This window comes from Clostridium sp. D53t1_180928_C8 (genome assembly GCF_015667795.1).
In the GTDB taxonomy this organism is placed as follows: domain Bacteria; phylum Bacillota; class Clostridia; order Clostridiales; family Clostridiaceae; genus Clostridium.
Genome location: NZ_JADPEL010000019.1, coordinates 14,229 through 30,494 on the forward strand (window position 1 = coordinate 14,229; position 16,266 = coordinate 30,494).

Genomic DNA, 16,266 nt, shown 5'->3' on the forward strand with positions numbered 1-16,266 from the left:
AGATGTTTATATCAATACCAAAGGAATTTTTTGTACCAGTTATTTTTGGTGATACATTTACGTTAAATGAAGAAAATAATAATTTAGAGCTAGATTTAAACATGTATAGAGAAAGTACTGGCAAAAAAAATAATGATAATTTAGAAATGAATAAAGAGTATTTAGAAAATAGTAAAACAGCACAAGAAAAACAAGATATTATTGATGTTGAAGTAAATATGAATGAAGAACAATGTGGAAATAAGGAAAATATTAAAACACAGATAAAGGATGAAGGAACTACGATGTATGTGCCTTTAAAGGGAGAAATTGATTTAAATAAAATGTGTAATGAATCAGGAAAAATTTTTGAAATATTAGATGATGAATTTATAGAAAACATTGAAATTAAGGGCTGTAATGAAAAGAAATAATTATGATTTGGAGGTATTTAAATGAAATACCAACAATTAATGAAAGAATACTATGTTAATATTAACAACTTAAATCAATTACTAAAAACAATGGTAGATTCTTATAGGCTTTTAATAGGAGGAGCAGCTGAATTAAATAATATATATGAGGCAAAAAGTAGCTATGTTAAGGAAGCTGTTCATAGAGCTAATAAATTGGGAGATACAATAGATAATGTAATTGATTTATTAGAAGAATGTGGGGAAAGTTATTTTAAATATTGTTCTGTAGTTGGAGAATATATTTTAAAGAATAGTGATAATAAAGTAATTTTAACTGAAGTAGATGATGAATTATTTTTTCAAGATGCATCTACTAGGGAAGAGTTTGAAATGTTAAAGGCGTATAAAAAAGAGCAAGACGAAAAATTGAAAAATTAAAAGAGGCTATATCAAAGTGAGATTTATTTAATTAGCTTTGATATAGCTTTTTTTAGAATTTTTTCAGTTTAAATTTACTTACCATTAAATAAGAACCTAATAATAATAATAAAAAGGGAATAAGTGCAGAAATATTTTTATTAATGGTAAATAAGCAAAACAATGCTAAAACACTACCGGTAACAGTGATAGGAACACCTGTAAAAACTCCATTAAATTCACTTGCGTTATATCTAGCTAGTCTAAAAGCACCGCATATAGGAAATAGTAAAAGTGGAAAAATTCCTAATATGCCAGAAGGACCTAGTGTATAAAAATCAAATAATAGAAATACTAGTATAGATGGTGCAACACCAAAAGAAACTAAATCAGCTAATGAATCTAGCTCTTTTCCTAAATCGCTTGAAACTTGTAGATAGCGAGCTATTCTACCGTCATATCGATCAACTAATGCAGCAAGTAATATAAAAATACAAGCTAACGAATAGTTACCATCAAAGGTAGAAAGCAATGATAATATTCCAAATGATAAATTAATAAAAGTAAAGATGTTAGGAATACTGCTTTTTCTCATATAATCACTCCTAAGTTTATCTTACACAAAGATAATTATAGCATAAATTTAAAAAAAAATTAACAATCCCTAAATGGCAATATTTAAAAATTTGTTAAGTAGCAAAAAAACTAGGTTTACAAATATATATATATTATATAGAGTAAACTTTAAGTATATTCAACATATAGCGTAATAAAATCTATGTGGTATAATTTTATATATATAATAGGAGGGATACAATGAAAAAGGTAAAGTTAATTTATAATCCTTATTCTGGAGAGAATGTTATTTTGTCAAAATTAGATGCAATAATTAACATACATCAACAAGCAGGACTTACTATAGTGCCTTATAGAATAAGAAAAGAATGTGGAATAGAAAGTGCATTTGATGATATAAAGCCAGGTGAATATGAATATGTATTAGTTGCTGGAGGTGATGGAACTGTCGATTCAGTAGTTAATGCTATGGCAAGGCAGGGAATTTCGTTACCTATAGGAATATTACCAGTAGGTACAGCAAATGATTTTTCGAAGTTTTTGGGAATACCATTTGATGTAGAAGAAGCTTGTAAGCAAATAATTGGTTCAACAGCAACTACTGTAGATTTAGGAAATATAAATGATAAATACTTTGTAAATGTTGCTAGCACAGGACTTTTTACAGATGTGTCTCAAAAAACTGATGTAAATTTAAAAAATACTATTGGAAAGCTAGCATATTATTTAAAGGGATTAGAAGAGTTGCCTAATTTTAGGCCGTTAAAGGTGAAAATAACATCAGAACAAGTAAACTTCGATGGAACTATGTATCTTATGTTAATCTTTAATGGAAAAACAGCAGGTAATTTTAATTTAGCAACTAGAGCTGATGCTACAGATGGAATGCTTGATGTAATAGTATTCAAGGCTGTTCCAGTATATGAATTAATACATTTATTCATAAAAGTTCTTAAAGGTGAGCATTTAGACTCAGATAAGGTTATATATTTTAAAACAGATAGATTGCATATAGATTGTAATGAAGATATAGTTACAGATATAGATGGAGAAAAAGGACCAGATTTTCCACTAGATATAAAGTGTATTAAGGGTGGATTGAAAATTTTAGGGGTTAAATAGAAATTTAAAGAATAAATAAATTAAAAATTTAATAATTATAAATAATAGTACTTTTGTAAAGGAGATAAAAATGATAGCCTTTATTTATTTATGCATATTATTATTTATAATTATTTTTTCGGTATACTTAATATATTTAAGTTCTAATAAGTGTCCATCAAAGATACGAAAATTTTATTTAGTGAGCTTATTGATAATTGTAGTGAGGTATTTGTCATTACTTTCTTTATGGTTAATACAACGTCAAAGTATAATTTATTTTATCAAAGTATTAACACAGTTAAGCTTAGTGGGAATTCCACTTTTAGTATTAGCGGCTATTTATATATTTTTGAGGGATGAAAATAGAAGTTTTAATTATAATTATACTTTCATGATTTTATTGTTTTTAGTATACGTTATAATAAATATATTTTATAAGTTAGATATAAGAGTAGATAGTATATTTGGATTTATAGTAAATTATAGGGAGGTTTTAATCCCAAGCTTAATTTACTTAATATTAATTTCTTCATTCGTAGTTATAAGCTTATTATTTCTTGATAAGCCATATAGTAATACTACTGGAATGAAATTACTTTTGGTATCATTAATAATTACAGTTGTAGAATTTGTAATATTTTTAGGGGGAATAAGGATTTTCCCTTACCCATTACTGGGAGAAATGTGTATTTTAGGATGTTCATACAAGGCTATAGCCACATTTAGAATTAAAAAATAGAAATTAATAAATAAATATTGTTTTTAGAGTATTGCCTTTTAGTGGGTTGTTAATATAATATTAATATAGAATGCCCAATAAAGGGCATTTTTATTTCAAATTTGTTGTAAAATTTACACTAAATAATTTTTGAAAATAACGGTGGTGAGATTAAATGGAGGGTGTCCCTCAGAGTATTAATTTAAGAAAATTGAATATAAGAAATAGTAGAGGGGAAACTCAGATTTAAATCCAATATCTCCTCTATTAATTGAGGAGGAATTTTTATGCAAAGATTATCTGTTTTTTTATTTACTAGCATATTAGGAAAGAAGATGTATGATGAGTTTGATGATGTGCTTGGTGAATTAAAAGATATATATGTAACAACGGAGCAAGGATATCCTAGAGTTATTGGGTACAAAGTTAAGCGTGATGGAATAACTTTTCATTATGAGTTCAGAAGTATAATGTTTTACAATGTAGACAATAAGGTTAAAATAATGACGCGTGGGAGCAAGGAAATACTTCCAAGAACTTATTCTTATTTATTATCTAGAAATTTATTAGATAAAAAAATTGTAGATATTAATGGAAAGCAAGTTGTTAGAGTTGATGATTTAAGAATTGCAGAAATTGCAGGTGAATATAGAGTAATTGCGGTTGAAACAGGGCCTCTTGCTAAGTTTAGGAGAATGAATTGTCAAGGGTTAGGAAAGTTTGTATATAAAGTTTTAAATAAGGACTTTGAAGATAAAGTTATTATGTGGGATGACGTTGAATCTTTAGAAATGGTTAATAAAAACCTTCAAATAGCAGTTCCGTATAAAAAATTATCAACATTGCACCCTGCGGATTTAGCAGATATATTAGAAAATCTTGATGCAAGTTCAAGAAAACAAATTTTTGAATCCTTAGATGAAGATTTGGCAGCGGATACTTTAGAAGAAATTGAACCAGAATATAAAAGTAGTATTATAAAGGATTTAAGTGAGGCTAAAGCAGTTGAAGTTTTAGAAAATATGCCTAATGATGAGATTGCAGATATATTAGATGAATTAGATGATGAGGAAAGAGAAAAAATACTTGTTAATTTAGAAACAGAGGATGCCGAAGAAGTAAAGGAACTTCTTAAATATGAAGATGAAACAGTAGGTAGTATAATGAGTAAGGATTTTATTTCCTTTAATTTAGATATTACAATTGGAGAAATAATAGAGATTTTAAGAGAAAGTAATCCAGAAGATGAGGAATTAAATTCAATATTCATTAAGGATGAAGAAGAAAAAGTAATTGGTGTTATAGAATTAAAGGATTTAATTTTAAATGATGCTAAAATAAAAGTAAAAGAAATAATGGATGAAAATATAAATATACTTAAGCATAATGAGGATATTAATGAAGCTGTTGAAATAGCTGCTAAATATGATTTATTAGCGATTCCTGTTGTTGACAATAATGATGTACTAATTGGGGTTGTAAATACTCATGATTTAATTGATGAAGTTCTATATCCAATGTGGAAAAAGAAAAATAAGTAAAAAAATTGAAATTAGTTGTTGACTTTTTTTATGATAAGAATATAATGAAAATATAAAGTTTAGTTAAATACTCGGAATTAAAACTGTGAAAAAGGAAAGTAGTATAAAGGAAGGTTACAGAGAGAAAAGGATGCTGAGAACTTTTTGCTGGTAATTTATATGAAGTGCCCTTTGGAGTTTATGCCTGAAATAATAGTAAGGTTTTACGGTAGCACCCGTTATAGTGATCAGGTATTATATTGTACCGTAGAATGAGTGAAATCATTATTGTTATGATGGTTTAATTAGAGTGGAACCGCGAATATACTTCGTCTCTATATAATAGAGACGAAGTTTTTTTATATAAAAATATAAAGAATTTAAATTTTGGAGGTATAGATATGATTTATGATGGAGCAATTAAATTAATAGGAAGAACACCGGTATTAAGGTTAACAAAAATGGTAGATAAAAATAGTGCAGATGTATATGTAAAGTTAGAAAAGTTTAATCCAGGTGGCAGTGTAAAAGATAGGGCAGCTCTTGGAATGATTGAAAAGGCAGAAGAGGCAGGAATATTAAGGGAAGGATCTGTAATTGTTGAACCTACAAGTGGAAATACTGGAATTGCTTTAGCTATGATAGGTAGAGTTAAAGGATATAAGGTTATAATCGTTATGCCAGAAACTATGAGTAAAGAAAGAAGAGATTTAATTAAAGCATATGGCGCAGAACTTGTATTAACAGAAGGGTCTAAAGGTATGAAGGGCGCTATAGAAAAGGCAACTGAAATGGTAAATGAACATGGATATTTTATGCCACAACAATTTGAAAATATAGCTAATCCTGAAAAGCATTATGCCACAACAGCTCAAGAAATTTATGAGGATATTAATGATTTAGATGTATTTGTAGCAGGCGTAGGAACAGGTGGAACTGTATCGGGTATAGGGAAAAATTTGAAGGAAAAAATAGATGGTGTAGAAATTGTTGCAGTTGAGCCAAGTAATTCACAAGTACTTTCAGGTAAGAATCCAGGACCACATAAAATACAAGGGATTGGAGCTGGATTTATACCAGGAAATTATAAAGGGGAATATGTTGATAAGGTAGTTGCTGTTACTGATAATGATGCAATAGAGACAGCAGTTAATTTTGCTAAGCAAGAAGGTATCTTAATAGGAATATCATCAGGTGCAGCTGTTTATGCAGCTATAGAAATAGCTAAGAAGCTTGGTAAAGGAAAAAAAGTTTTAGCTATAGCTCCAGATGGAGGAGAAAAGTACATTTCAATGGGAATATACGAATAAAATTACTAAATAGATAAAGGTTAAGGAGTTAGAAGTTAGTAGTTAATTAATAAATTTAGATAGGAATTGCATATTTAACTACTAACTAAAAATTATTAACTATTAAAAAGGAGGAGTAGGTTTGTTTAAAAATTTGAAATATGATTTAAATAGAGTTATGGAGAATGATCCTGCTGCTAGAAGTAAGGTTGAGGTGTTTTTACTTTATCCTACTATTCATGCATTAATTGCATATAGGATAGCTCATTTATTATATACTAAAAGATTATTCTTTTTAGCTAGGCTTATATCACAGGTGTCAAGATTCTTTACTGGAATAGAGATACATCCAGGAGCTAAGATTGGTAAGGGGTTAGTCATAGATCATGGAATGGGAGTAGTAATTGGTGAAACAGCAGAGCTTGGGGAAAATGTATTATTATATCATGGAGTAACTTTGGGGGGAACTGGGAAAGATAAAGGAAAGAGGCATCCAACGTTAGGTGATAATGTTATAATAGGAGCTGGAGCTAAGGTACTTGGACCGATATATATAGGCAGTAATTCTAAAATTGGTGCTAACTCCGTGGTTTTAAAAGATGTTCCAGAAGGAGCTACAGCAGTTGGTATTCCTGCTAAAAATATAATAAGAGTTCAAGAAGATATAGCTGATATAATAGAAATAGAAGATTATAGGGGAATAAGCAAAGAAATTTATAATAACATGGTGATTTAATTTATGATTAAAGAAGATATAATAAAGTACTGTAATTCATTAGGGCTAGATATTATTGGATTTATTAAATGTAGAAGATTTGATGAACTAATAGAGTTTTATAATTATAGAAAAGAGATGGCTTTAGAAAATGAATTTGAAGAGGCTGATATAGAAAAAAGAATAAATCCAATGTGGTATATGGAAGAGGGAAAAACTATTATTTCAATAGCTTTTCCCTATCTTTGGGTTGAAAATAATATAGAAAATGGTTTCTCTAAATATACTAAGGGCTTTGATTATCACAGAGTAGTAAAAAAATATCTAGATAGAATTTGTGAGTTCATTAAAAGTAACGGTGGAGAAGCTATTTCTTTTGTAGACAGTAATACATTACCGGAGCGATATATTGCATATTTATCTGGTGTTGGATTTATTGGCAGAAATAATATGATTATAACTGAAAAGTATGGATCTTATGTTTTTTTAGGTGAGATAATTACTAATTTGGAGTTAGCTGTTGATGATGTAAGGATATTTGAAAATATAAAGGAGTATAAAGAGTGTGGAGAATGTACTAGATGCTATAAGGAATGTCCAACAAAATCTATTAATATAAATAGAGTTAATCCTAATATATGTTCATCATATATAACTCAAAAAAAAGAATTAAGTGATGTTGATATAAAGCTCTTAAAGAATAAGGTGTTTGGATGTGATATATGTCAAAATATATGTCCATATAATGAATCAATAAAATTTTCAAAACTTGAAGAATTTAAACCACTAGAATTTATGTGTAATTTCAGCAGTGATATTTATGCTGATATGAATAATAAATTTTTTAAGGAGAATATTTCTAAGACATCTTGTGGGTGGAGAGGGAAAAATGTTATTAAAAGAAATGCTATAATAAAGTTACATAATGAAGGTGAAGATATATCTAGATATAGAGGAGATTCGCCCTATATAAATGAATATATAGATAGATTAAAATAAGTTAATTGTTTTGAAGGGATATATAAAATATAATGTGTATGTGCATATTATATTCAAGGGGGTACTTAATATGATGTCAAAGAGTGTGGCAAGACTTATAAAGCTGTTGCCAGAAAAACTAGTTATAAAAATAGCAAGAAATAAGATAAATGGGTATTTGAAAAAATATGCGAAAATAAATGTTGATGGATATGAAAATATTAAAAAAGTTGATGGAGCAAAAATATTTATTTGTAACCATTTAAGTAATTCAGATGGGTTTATTATAGAAAAGATATTAAAAGAAGACTATGATCCAACTTTTGTTGCTGGAGTTAAACTTTCTAATGATCCAGTTACTAATTTAGGAACTAAAATAGTTAAAAATATTAGTATTAAGCCTAATAGTGCAGATAAAGATGCAATTATGTCTATGATAAATGTATTAAAGGGGGGAGAAAATTTAGTTATTTTTCCAGAGGGGACAAGGAGCAGAACTGGAAGTATGATTGAAGCTAAAAAGGGAATATTATTAGTTGCTAGAATGAGCAAAGCTACAATAGTTCCAATTTCAATGTATGGTACTGAAAAATTATTACCTATAAATAAAGATGGTGATATGGCTGGAGAACAATGGAATGAAGCAGAGGTAAACGTAAAAATAGGAGAGCCGATAAGCATTCCTAAAAAAGATAAAGAGGAATCTAAGCATGAATATGATGATAGATGCTTGAATTATATAATGAAATCTATAGCAAAAGGATTACCGGAAGAATATAGAGGAGTTTATAAGTAGTTAAGAGTTAGGAGGAACGTTTATGAAGCAAAGGACTAAGTTAATATTAGAAGAGTTAAAAAGATTGTATCCAGATGCAAAATGTGAATTAAACCATGAAACTCCATTTCAGTTATTAGTTGCAACTATTTTATCTGCACAAACTACAGATAAAAAGGTTAATGAAGTAACAGAGAGTTTATTTAGGGATTATCCAGATGTAGATGCATTTTTAACTTTGTCTATAAATGAACTTGAAGAAAGAATAAAGCAAATAGGTTTATATAGAAGTAAAGCTAAGAATATATTAATTATGTGTAATCAGCTAAAAACTAAGTTTAATGGAGAAGTACCTAAAACTATGGATGAAATAACTAGTTTAGCAGGTGCAGGAAGAAAAACAGCAAATGTTGTTTTATCTAATGCATTTGGAGTTCCATCTATTGCTGTTGATACGCATGTTTTTAGAGTTTCAAATAGACTTGGACTTGCAGAGTCAGATAATGTTTTAGAGGTAGAAAAACAACTTCAAGCAGAACTTCCTAAAAAGGAGTGGAGTTTAGCACATCATTTATTAATATTTCATGGGAGAAGATGCTGTATAGCAAGAAATCCTAAATGTAGTGAGTGTTCACTTACAAATAGATGTGTATATTTTAAAGCTCAAAAGGCGAAAAAGAAATAAAAATTTTGAAATAGAATATAAAAATTTTAAGTTGTATTTGTAGTTTATTAAACGACTAATTCCTAGACAGTTGGAGTTATAAATTCATCTTAACTAAATCGAAGATTTGGAGAAATGTTTATGAAACAACTCCTCCTTAAGCAGTCGGAGTTGTAAATTCATCTAACCAAATCGAAGATTTGGAGATTCATTTATGATATAATTGAATGTGAAAATATATAGTAATACTTACATAATTACTGAAATTTTAGGAGGATATACATGAAAGTTGGAGTAATAATGGGGGGAATTTCTTCAGAAAGAGAAATTTCACTTAAGAGTGGTAATTCAATAGTAGAAAAAATTGATAAAAACAAGTATGAAGTAGTGCCTGTAGTTATAGATAATAAAGAAGATATAGTAAATAAAGTTAAGGATATAGATTTTGCTTTATTATCTCTTCATGGAAAATTTGGCGAAGATGGAACAGTTCAATCAGTACTTCAAACTTTAGATATACCTTATTCAGGGTGTGGACCTATAAGTTCAGGTGTATGTATGGATAAAGATTTTACAAAAAGGATACTGAAAGCAAATGATGTTAGAACTGCAAGATGGATAAATGTATCATCTGTAGAAGAAATAGATTATGATAAAATCGATGAAATGGGATATCCTGTTTTTGTTAAACCAACAAATGGGGGATCAAGTGTTGCTACATTTAAGATAAAAAGTAAAGATGAGATTCAAGCTGCTGTTGAGGAAGGGTTAAAATGGGACACGGAAGTAATGATTGAAGAATTTGTAGAAGGTGATGAAATAACTTGCCCAGTATTTGATGGGAAAATGTGGCCTGTTATAGCTATTAAGCCAAAATCAGATTTCTTTGATTATACTCAAAAGTATGCAGCAGATGGAGCAGATGAAATAGTTATTGAATTAGAAGAAGAGCTTCATAAGGAAGTTGAAAAAATGGCTTTAGAAACTTATAAGGCTTTAAAGTGCCAAGTATATGCTAGAGTTGATATGATAATTGATAAAAATGGAGTTCCTTATATATTAGAGGTAAATACATTACCAGGAATGACTCCAGCAAGTCTTTTCCCTAAGAGTGCGGCTGCAATAGAAATTACCTATGCAGGACTTTTAGATAAGATAATTGAAACATCTTTAAAAGTTAAAAGAAGTATTTAGTATTATAAGTTTTAAAACTCAGTGAAAGCTGAGTTTTTTTTATTTAGTTTTTAGTAATTTATATGAAACTTTTTTATAGGAGTTATTGTCTAATAGAGAGAGGTAATAAAATAATATAAAAAAGAATAAGCTCTTAATTTTTAGATGTAACCATAACTACATTTTTAAATATTATATGTAGTAAGGAGAACTTTTTATTGGAGGATTTTATGCAAAATAGAAATGATAAAAGTCTTTTTGGTATAGATATTAATGAATATACACAAAATGTAGACTTTACAGTTCTAGCAACAACTATAGACTTTTTATACCTAAGATCTTCAGGATCCGCTTCAGGTAGATTTAGAGTAGACAAGAAGTTTTTGGAGTTTGCTAAAAAGGCAAGAGACTTTAAGATACCTGTAGGTGCATATCATTTTGGAGTTCCTAGTACAAACTTAAGTACTGCTGATTCACAGTGTGATGATTTTATTAATATACTTCAAGACGGATTTGGACAAGGAGATTATGGAGATTTATTTCCAGTATTAGATATTGAAACTCCTACAGATAAATCAATTTCTACATCTACATTAATTAATTGGATACAAAGATTTAGAAAGAGATTTGAGAAAAAGACAAGAAGAAGGTTAATGCTTTATACAGGTGCTTTCTTCGTTGAGTTATATAATAACTTCTTCATTCCTAATGAAGGATATCCTTTGAAGAATATGATTTTATGGATTGCGCATTATACTGCAATTGCAGGAAATGCACCAGTTCCACCAGATGTTGGAGGATGGACTAGATGGAGAATATGGCAATATAGTGAGAGTGCAAAAGTTGGAGGTGTTGGAAATCCAGTTGATGCAAATTGGGGACCAGACAGTATTGATTTGTTAACTCAACCTAGAAATGTTACTGGACTTACAGTTAGCAGAAAAGGAAATGTTTTAAATATAAGTTGGAAGAAGAATACTGATAAAGACTTATTAGGATATAATATCTTCGCTAATAATTATTGGATAGGAACAGTAGATGCTGATGATACTAGCTTTTCAATTAATATAAATCAATTACCTTTTGAAGTTAAAGGAACTGTAAAGATTAGTATAGAGGCGTTTGATAATGATGGTGAAACATCTAAGAAGAGGAGTAGCTTTACAATATAAAATAAATGAGTAATATAGAATAGCTTTATATTTATATATTTAATATACTATATAAAAAATAAATTATACGTAATAATATAAGGCTATTCTTATTATACTAAGATTAGAGTTATTAATTGGAATGATTTTATTAATTGTATAAAATTAAATAATAGAATATAATTAGAACATAATGCAATTATAGCAATTATATATATAAAATTTGGGAGGCGTGGAACTGTGAGCAATGAAAAATCTAATGATGGTAAAAGCGGAAAGGCTATGTCTAAAAATAAAAAATTAATAATTATAATATCTACTATTATAATATTAATTGCTGGTGTAACTTTTGGATATTTTACTAGTATAAAAAACAAAGTAGATTCATGGGCAGATAAAATATATCCTGGGGTACAAGCTTATGGTATAGACTTAGGTGGTAAGACTAAAGAAGAAGCAGTAAACATAATAAATGAACAGTTACTTCCTTTAATTGGGGATAAAATTATAACAGTAACTGTTGGGGATAAATCCTTTGAATTAAAATATTCAGATATTACTCCATCAGTAAGTGCAGATGAAACTGTAGAACAAGCATTAGATTATGGAAAAGATAAGAAGATGCTTGAAAAGAAACAAATGATAGAAGATGGTGTTGATTATAAAGTTGATACTGTATTAAGCTATGATGAAGAAAAAGTTAAAGAGTTTGCAAATAGTGTAAATGATCAAGTTAAAGTTGATGCAATTGATGCTAAAATATCAATTAATGGTACAAATATTTCTGTTACTCCAGAAACTATAGGAAAGAATATAAATATAGATGAATTATGCAATAAAATAAAAGAATGTGTGGATCCAAATCCTGAAAAGGCTGAAAGTGTAACTGTAGATATACAAGATTACTCTCCAAGAATAACTTCAGCTGATTTAAATAAGATAGATGGAATAATGTCATCATATTCTACTTCATTTAGTACTGGAGATTCAGGAAGAGTAGAAAACTTAAGAATTGCAAGTGGATATATTAATGGAACATTATTAATGCCAGGTGATGAATTTAGCTATAATAACACAATTGGTGAAACAACTCCAGAAAGAGGATATAAAGAAGCAAATACATATGTTGGATCAAAAATAGTTCCTGGATATGGAGGCGGAGTATGCCAAGTATCAAGTACTCTTTATAGAGCTGTTATACAAGCTAATATAAGATCAACTGAAAGACGTAATCACTCAATGACAGTTGGTTATGCAAAGCCAGGATTAGATGCAACTGTTGCAGCTGGATATATAGATTATAAATTTGTAAATACATATGATTTCCCAATATACATTCAAGGATATTTATCTGGGAATAATGTAGTTTTTAATATTTTTGGTAATAAAGAAGCAATGGGTGGAAAAACTTATGAGCTTGTTAATGAAATATTAGAAACTTATAATTATAAAACAGAAGAAGTACAAGACCCTACATTACCAGAAGGAACAAGAGTAGTAACATCATCTGGAGCTAATGGATGTAAGGCAAGTGGATATTTAATTACTTATGAAAATGGGGTTCAAGTAAATAAAGAACTTATATCAACAGATGTATATTCGACTAGAAATCAAATTGTTAGTGTTGGAACTAAAAAGGTAGAAGCACCTAGTGCACCTAATTCGGGCGAAACAGCGCCAGGACAAGTAGCACCTGAAGAAGTACCTGCTACTTAAATATAAAAAGAGTTATTTAATGAGGATGTATCAAAAAAGGCTTATTAAACAAGAAAGTTATTTTGTTTAATGACAAGTTTGATATATCCTTATTTTTATGAAGAAATATAATTATTATTAATAAATCGTAATATTCAATATTCAAGCGTAAAATATAGTATTAAATTAAAAATTAACAAAATGTAAAATGCTTTGACTATTAAAAAACTATATAGTATCATTGAAGGTATATAAATAGTGTAAAGTAAGGTGTATGGCATCTTACTTTTTATTTTGGAGGGTGAATTCATTGAATTTAAATATAGTTTTATATCAACCAGAAATACCACAGAATACTGGAAATATAGCAAGAACTTGCGTTTTAACTGACTCAACTCTTCATTTAATAAAGCCGTTAGGATTTAGTATTGATGATAAAGCCGTTAGAAGATCAGGTTTAGATTACTGGAAGGACTTGAAATTAGAAGTTCATGAATCTTATGAAGAATTTATGGCGAAGTACGGAGACAGAAGAATATTTTTATCTACTACACATGGTGGAAATATATATTCAGAAGAAAAATTTCAAAATGGAGATTTTATAATGTTTGGAAGGGAATCATCAGGGGTTCCAGAATATGTACATAATGCGCATAAAGGAATAAGAGTACCTATGGTACAAACAAGTACAAGAAGTTTAAATTTATCAAACACAGTAGCAATTATAGCGTATGAAGTTTTAAAGCAGATAGGATTTCCGAATATGAAATAAAAAAATAGGGGGTACTTTTATGGAAAAAATTAAGATTATTACTGATAGTACTTTAGATTTACCATCAGATCTTATAAAAGAGAAGGATATAGAAGTTTTACCGTTATTAATTAACTTTGGTGAAGAAAGTTATTTAGATGGAGTAGAAATAAATACTAAAGATATGTTAGAAAGAATAAAAAAGGATAATGTACTTCCAACTACAGCTCAAGTAACACCAAATAGATTTGAAGAAGCATTTAAAAAGTACCTAGATGAAGGATATAAAATTGTTACTTTAGTATTATCATCAGAAATGAGTGGAACATACCAATCAGCATGCATAGCTAAAAATATGTTAGAAACTGATGATATAGTAGTTATAGATTCTAGAAATGTAACATCAGGTTTAGGTATCTTAGCATTAAAAGCTTGTGAATTCAGAGATAATGGTGATAGTATATTTGAAATAGAAGAGAAAATTAAAAATATAATTCCTAAGGTGAAAAGTTCATTAAGCTTTGAATCTCTAGAAAACCTAGTAAGAGGTGGAAGACTTTCTAAAACAGCTGGTACGATAGGAAGTGTTTTAGGGTTAAGACTTATTTTAGAAGTTAGAGATGGGCAAATGGCAGTTAAAGATAAAGTAAGAGGAAGCAAAAAAGCCTTAAAGAAGGTAATTTCTGATTTTGAAAGTGCAAATGTTGATTTTGATTCACCAATAGTTATTGATGAAATTTTAAATGATGAAATATTTGAGGGTCTTAAAAAATATTGTGAAGAGAAAAATATAAATTATGTTCATGGAATTGTTGGGTGTACAGTTGGTATACATTCAGGGGTTGGAGCATGTGGATTTTTCTTTGTTGAAAAATAGAATTTTAGATAGTAAGTAATAAATTTATTACTTACTATTTTTTTATATATAAAGTTATATTATTCCTATTTAGTTATAAATATCATTACATGGAATAAAAAAATGGGATGTGTTTTGTAATATATCGATAAAAATAGCACAAAATATTATAGAAAAAATTAAAGTGAAATTTTAAATATATAATAAAAAGCTATATATATATTTAAATATTCAAAATAAATGAATTTTATTAAGTATATATATGAAAAAATAGTAAAAATAAAAAAAATATAAAAAAATTACTAGAAAGACTTTCAAAATTCATATATCTGTTTTATAATAATAGATGTGGGACATAAAAGTCATTGCTGGGACATTTTTAGTCCAAAGGAGGGTCTGTAGTGCAGGAAATATTAGATTTGCAAAGAAAGATAGTTCCTGAGCTGGTGGAAGTCCTAGAAAAACGATATAATGTTTTAAGGACAATATTCTATAACCAACCTATTGGAAGAAGAATGCTTGCAAGTGAACTTAATCTTGGCGAAAGAATAGTCAGAAATGAAATTGATTTATTGAAATCACAAAACTTAATAGAAATTAATACCCCAGGTATGACAGTAACTAAAGATGGACAAAATGTCCTAGAAGGTTTAAAGGAGTTCATACATCAAATAAAGGGTTTAAATGATATTGAGAGAAGTATTAAATCAGTTTTAGGGTTAAAAGATGTTGTTATAGTTCCAGGAAATGTTGAAGATAATCCTTCAACGCTTAAGGAATTAGGAAAGGCAGCAGCAAATTATGTAAAAAATATAATAAAAGATAATGACATAATCGCCATTACTGGAGGAAGTACAATTAAAGAAGTTGTTGAAGCATTTCCAAAGGTAAGTAATATTTCCGATGTTCTTGTTATTCCAGCTAGAGGCGGAATGGGAAGAAAGGTTGAAAGTCAAGCTAATTATTTAGCAGCAGCATTAGCTAATAAGGTTGATGGCAATTATAAGTTATTACATATTCCAGAAAATGTTAGTTCGAAAGTATTAGAAGGGCTTCTTAAAGAAAAACAAATAAAAGAAGTTATAGACCATATTCACAATGCTGATATTTTAATTTACGGAATAGGTAATGCAATTCATATGGCTAAAAAGCGTGGATTGTCAGAGGATTATATAAATAAGCTTGAAGAACTAGGAGCTGTAGGAGAAGCATTTGGGTGTTATTTTAATAAATACTCTCAAGTAGTTTCAGAAAATACTCCAATCGGAATTAATATTAATGATGCAAAAAAAATTAATACGCATATTGCGGTAGCTGCAGGAGAAAATAAAGTAGAAGCTATAATTGCAACGGAAATGAATAATTCTAATGCTGTTTTAGTTACTGATGAAGCTGCAGGAAGAAGGATTGCAGAGTTAATTAATACTAATTAATTTGATTTAAAATTTAATTTTAAATATATAATATCTATTTTTAGGAGGTAATTGTA

The 16,266-nt window shown here is 28.6% G+C and carries 17 protein-coding genes and 1 other annotated feature; of the genes, 16 read left to right on the plus strand and 1 reads right to left on the minus strand.

The window, feature by feature from the left end:
- Positions 1–2: 2 nt before the first annotated feature.
- Positions 3–413, plus strand: a complete 411-nt coding sequence (locus tag I4V51_RS12320; protein ID WP_195988730.1) for a hypothetical protein — start codon at positions 3–5, stop codon at positions 411–413.
- Between the two features lie 21 nt (positions 414–434).
- Positions 435–833 carry a hypothetical protein gene (locus I4V51_RS12325; protein WP_195988731.1) on the plus strand — a complete coding sequence of 133 codons (399 nt, stop codon included), beginning with the start codon at positions 435–437 and terminating at the stop codon, positions 831–833.
- A 52-nt stretch (positions 834–885) separates the two neighbouring features.
- On the opposite strand, the gene pssA is transcribed toward I4V51_RS12325, so the two are convergent.
- Positions 886–1,407: a CDP-diacylglycerol--serine O-phosphatidyltransferase gene (gene pssA / locus I4V51_RS12330; protein WP_195988732.1), complete on the minus strand. Its 522-nt coding sequence runs from the start codon at positions 1,405–1,407 to the stop codon at positions 886–888.
- 221 nt (positions 1,408–1,628) lie between these two features.
- Between pssA and I4V51_RS12335 the strand changes: the two genes are divergently transcribed.
- The 14 genes from I4V51_RS12335 to I4V51_RS12400 all read left to right on the plus strand — a co-directional run bounded on the left by I4V51_RS12335 (position 1,629) and on the right by I4V51_RS12400 (position 16,210).
- Positions 1,629–2,510, plus strand: a complete 882-nt coding sequence (locus tag I4V51_RS12335; RefSeq protein ID WP_195988733.1) for a YegS/Rv2252/BmrU family lipid kinase — start codon at positions 1,629–1,631, stop codon at positions 2,508–2,510.
- 211 nt (positions 2,511–2,721) lie between these two features.
- Complete coding sequence (locus I4V51_RS12340) at positions 2,722–3,231, plus strand: hypothetical protein (RefSeq protein WP_195988734.1); 510 nt, start codon at positions 2,722–2,724, stop codon at positions 3,229–3,231.
- Positions 3,232–3,497: 266 nt separating this feature from the next.
- The gene (locus tag I4V51_RS12345) at positions 3,498–4,751 is read left to right on the plus strand and encodes a CBS domain-containing protein (RefSeq protein ID WP_195988735.1); all 1,254 of its coding nucleotides are present in this window, start codon (positions 3,498–3,500) and stop codon (positions 4,749–4,751) included.
- A 76-nt stretch (positions 4,752–4,827) separates the two neighbouring features.
- Positions 4,828–5,070 (plus strand) — a binding site (T-box leader).
- 61 nt (positions 5,071–5,131) lie between these two features.
- The gene (gene cysK, locus I4V51_RS12350; RefSeq protein ID WP_195988736.1) at positions 5,132–6,040 is read left to right on the plus strand and encodes a cysteine synthase A; all 909 of its coding nucleotides are present in this window, start codon (positions 5,132–5,134) and stop codon (positions 6,038–6,040) included.
- A 121-nt stretch (positions 6,041–6,161) separates the two neighbouring features.
- The gene (gene epsC / locus I4V51_RS12355; RefSeq protein WP_195988737.1) at positions 6,162–6,755 is read left to right on the plus strand and encodes a serine O-acetyltransferase EpsC; all 594 of its coding nucleotides are present in this window, start codon (positions 6,162–6,164) and stop codon (positions 6,753–6,755) included.
- A gap of 3 nt (positions 6,756–6,758) precedes the next feature.
- Positions 6,759–7,733: a tRNA epoxyqueuosine(34) reductase QueG gene (queG, locus tag I4V51_RS12360; protein WP_195988738.1), complete on the plus strand. Its 975-nt coding sequence runs from the start codon at positions 6,759–6,761 to the stop codon at positions 7,731–7,733.
- 70 nt (positions 7,734–7,803) lie between these two features.
- The gene (locus I4V51_RS12365; protein WP_195988739.1) at positions 7,804–8,508 is read left to right on the plus strand and encodes a lysophospholipid acyltransferase family protein; all 705 of its coding nucleotides are present in this window, start codon (positions 7,804–7,806) and stop codon (positions 8,506–8,508) included.
- A 22-nt stretch (positions 8,509–8,530) separates the two neighbouring features.
- Positions 8,531–9,172, plus strand: a complete 642-nt coding sequence (nth, locus tag I4V51_RS12370) for an endonuclease III (RefSeq protein ID WP_195988740.1) — start codon at positions 8,531–8,533, stop codon at positions 9,170–9,172.
- 261 nt (positions 9,173–9,433) lie between these two features.
- Entirely contained in the window at positions 9,434–10,345 is a 912-nt protein-coding gene (locus tag I4V51_RS12375; protein ID WP_195988741.1) for a D-alanine--D-alanine ligase, read from the plus strand.
- A 209-nt stretch (positions 10,346–10,554) separates the two neighbouring features.
- On the plus strand, positions 10,555–11,496 hold the full coding sequence (locus I4V51_RS12380; protein ID WP_195988742.1) for a glycoside hydrolase family 25 protein: 942 nt from the start codon (positions 10,555–10,557) through the stop codon (positions 11,494–11,496).
- A gap of 219 nt (positions 11,497–11,715) precedes the next feature.
- Complete coding sequence (locus I4V51_RS12385; protein ID WP_347708663.1) at positions 11,716–13,191, plus strand: VanW family protein; 1,476 nt, start codon at positions 11,716–11,718, stop codon at positions 13,189–13,191.
- 289 nt (positions 13,192–13,480) lie between these two features.
- The gene (locus tag I4V51_RS12390) at positions 13,481–13,942 is read left to right on the plus strand and encodes a tRNA (cytidine(34)-2'-O)-methyltransferase (RefSeq protein WP_195988743.1); all 462 of its coding nucleotides are present in this window, start codon (positions 13,481–13,483) and stop codon (positions 13,940–13,942) included.
- A 19-nt stretch (positions 13,943–13,961) separates the two neighbouring features.
- Positions 13,962–14,798, plus strand: a complete 837-nt coding sequence (locus I4V51_RS12395; RefSeq protein ID WP_195988744.1) for a DegV family protein — start codon at positions 13,962–13,964, stop codon at positions 14,796–14,798.
- Between the two features lie 380 nt (positions 14,799–15,178).
- The gene (locus I4V51_RS12400) at positions 15,179–16,210 is read left to right on the plus strand and encodes a sugar-binding domain-containing protein (RefSeq protein ID WP_195988745.1); all 1,032 of its coding nucleotides are present in this window, start codon (positions 15,179–15,181) and stop codon (positions 16,208–16,210) included.
- Positions 16,211–16,266: the final 56 nt, after the last annotated feature.

Coding starts and splice junctions, on each gene's coding strand:
- I4V51_RS12320 (WP_195988730.1), top strand. CDS start 3: ATGTTTATATCAATACCAAAGGAATTTTTTGTACCAGTTATTTTTGGT.
- I4V51_RS12325 (WP_195988731.1), top strand. CDS start 435: ATGAAATACCAACAATTAATGAAAGAATACTATGTTAATATTAACAAC.
- pssA (WP_195988732.1), bottom strand. CDS start 1,407: ATGAGAAAAAGCAGTATTCCTAACATCTTTACTTTTATTAATTTATCA.
- I4V51_RS12335 (WP_195988733.1), top strand. CDS start 1,629: ATGAAAAAGGTAAAGTTAATTTATAATCCTTATTCTGGAGAGAATGTT.
- I4V51_RS12345 (WP_195988735.1), top strand. CDS start 3,498: ATGCAAAGATTATCTGTTTTTTTATTTACTAGCATATTAGGAAAGAAG.
- cysK (WP_195988736.1), top strand. CDS start 5,132: ATGATTTATGATGGAGCAATTAAATTAATAGGAAGAACACCGGTATTA.
- queG (WP_195988738.1), top strand. CDS start 6,759: ATGATTAAAGAAGATATAATAAAGTACTGTAATTCATTAGGGCTAGAT.
- I4V51_RS12365 (WP_195988739.1), top strand. CDS start 7,804: ATGATGTCAAAGAGTGTGGCAAGACTTATAAAGCTGTTGCCAGAAAAA.
- nth (WP_195988740.1), top strand. CDS start 8,531: ATGAAGCAAAGGACTAAGTTAATATTAGAAGAGTTAAAAAGATTGTAT.
- I4V51_RS12375 (WP_195988741.1), top strand. CDS start 9,434: ATGAAAGTTGGAGTAATAATGGGGGGAATTTCTTCAGAAAGAGAAATT.
- I4V51_RS12380 (WP_195988742.1), top strand. CDS start 10,555: ATGCAAAATAGAAATGATAAAAGTCTTTTTGGTATAGATATTAATGAA.
- I4V51_RS12395 (WP_195988744.1), top strand. CDS start 13,962: ATGGAAAAAATTAAGATTATTACTGATAGTACTTTAGATTTACCATCA.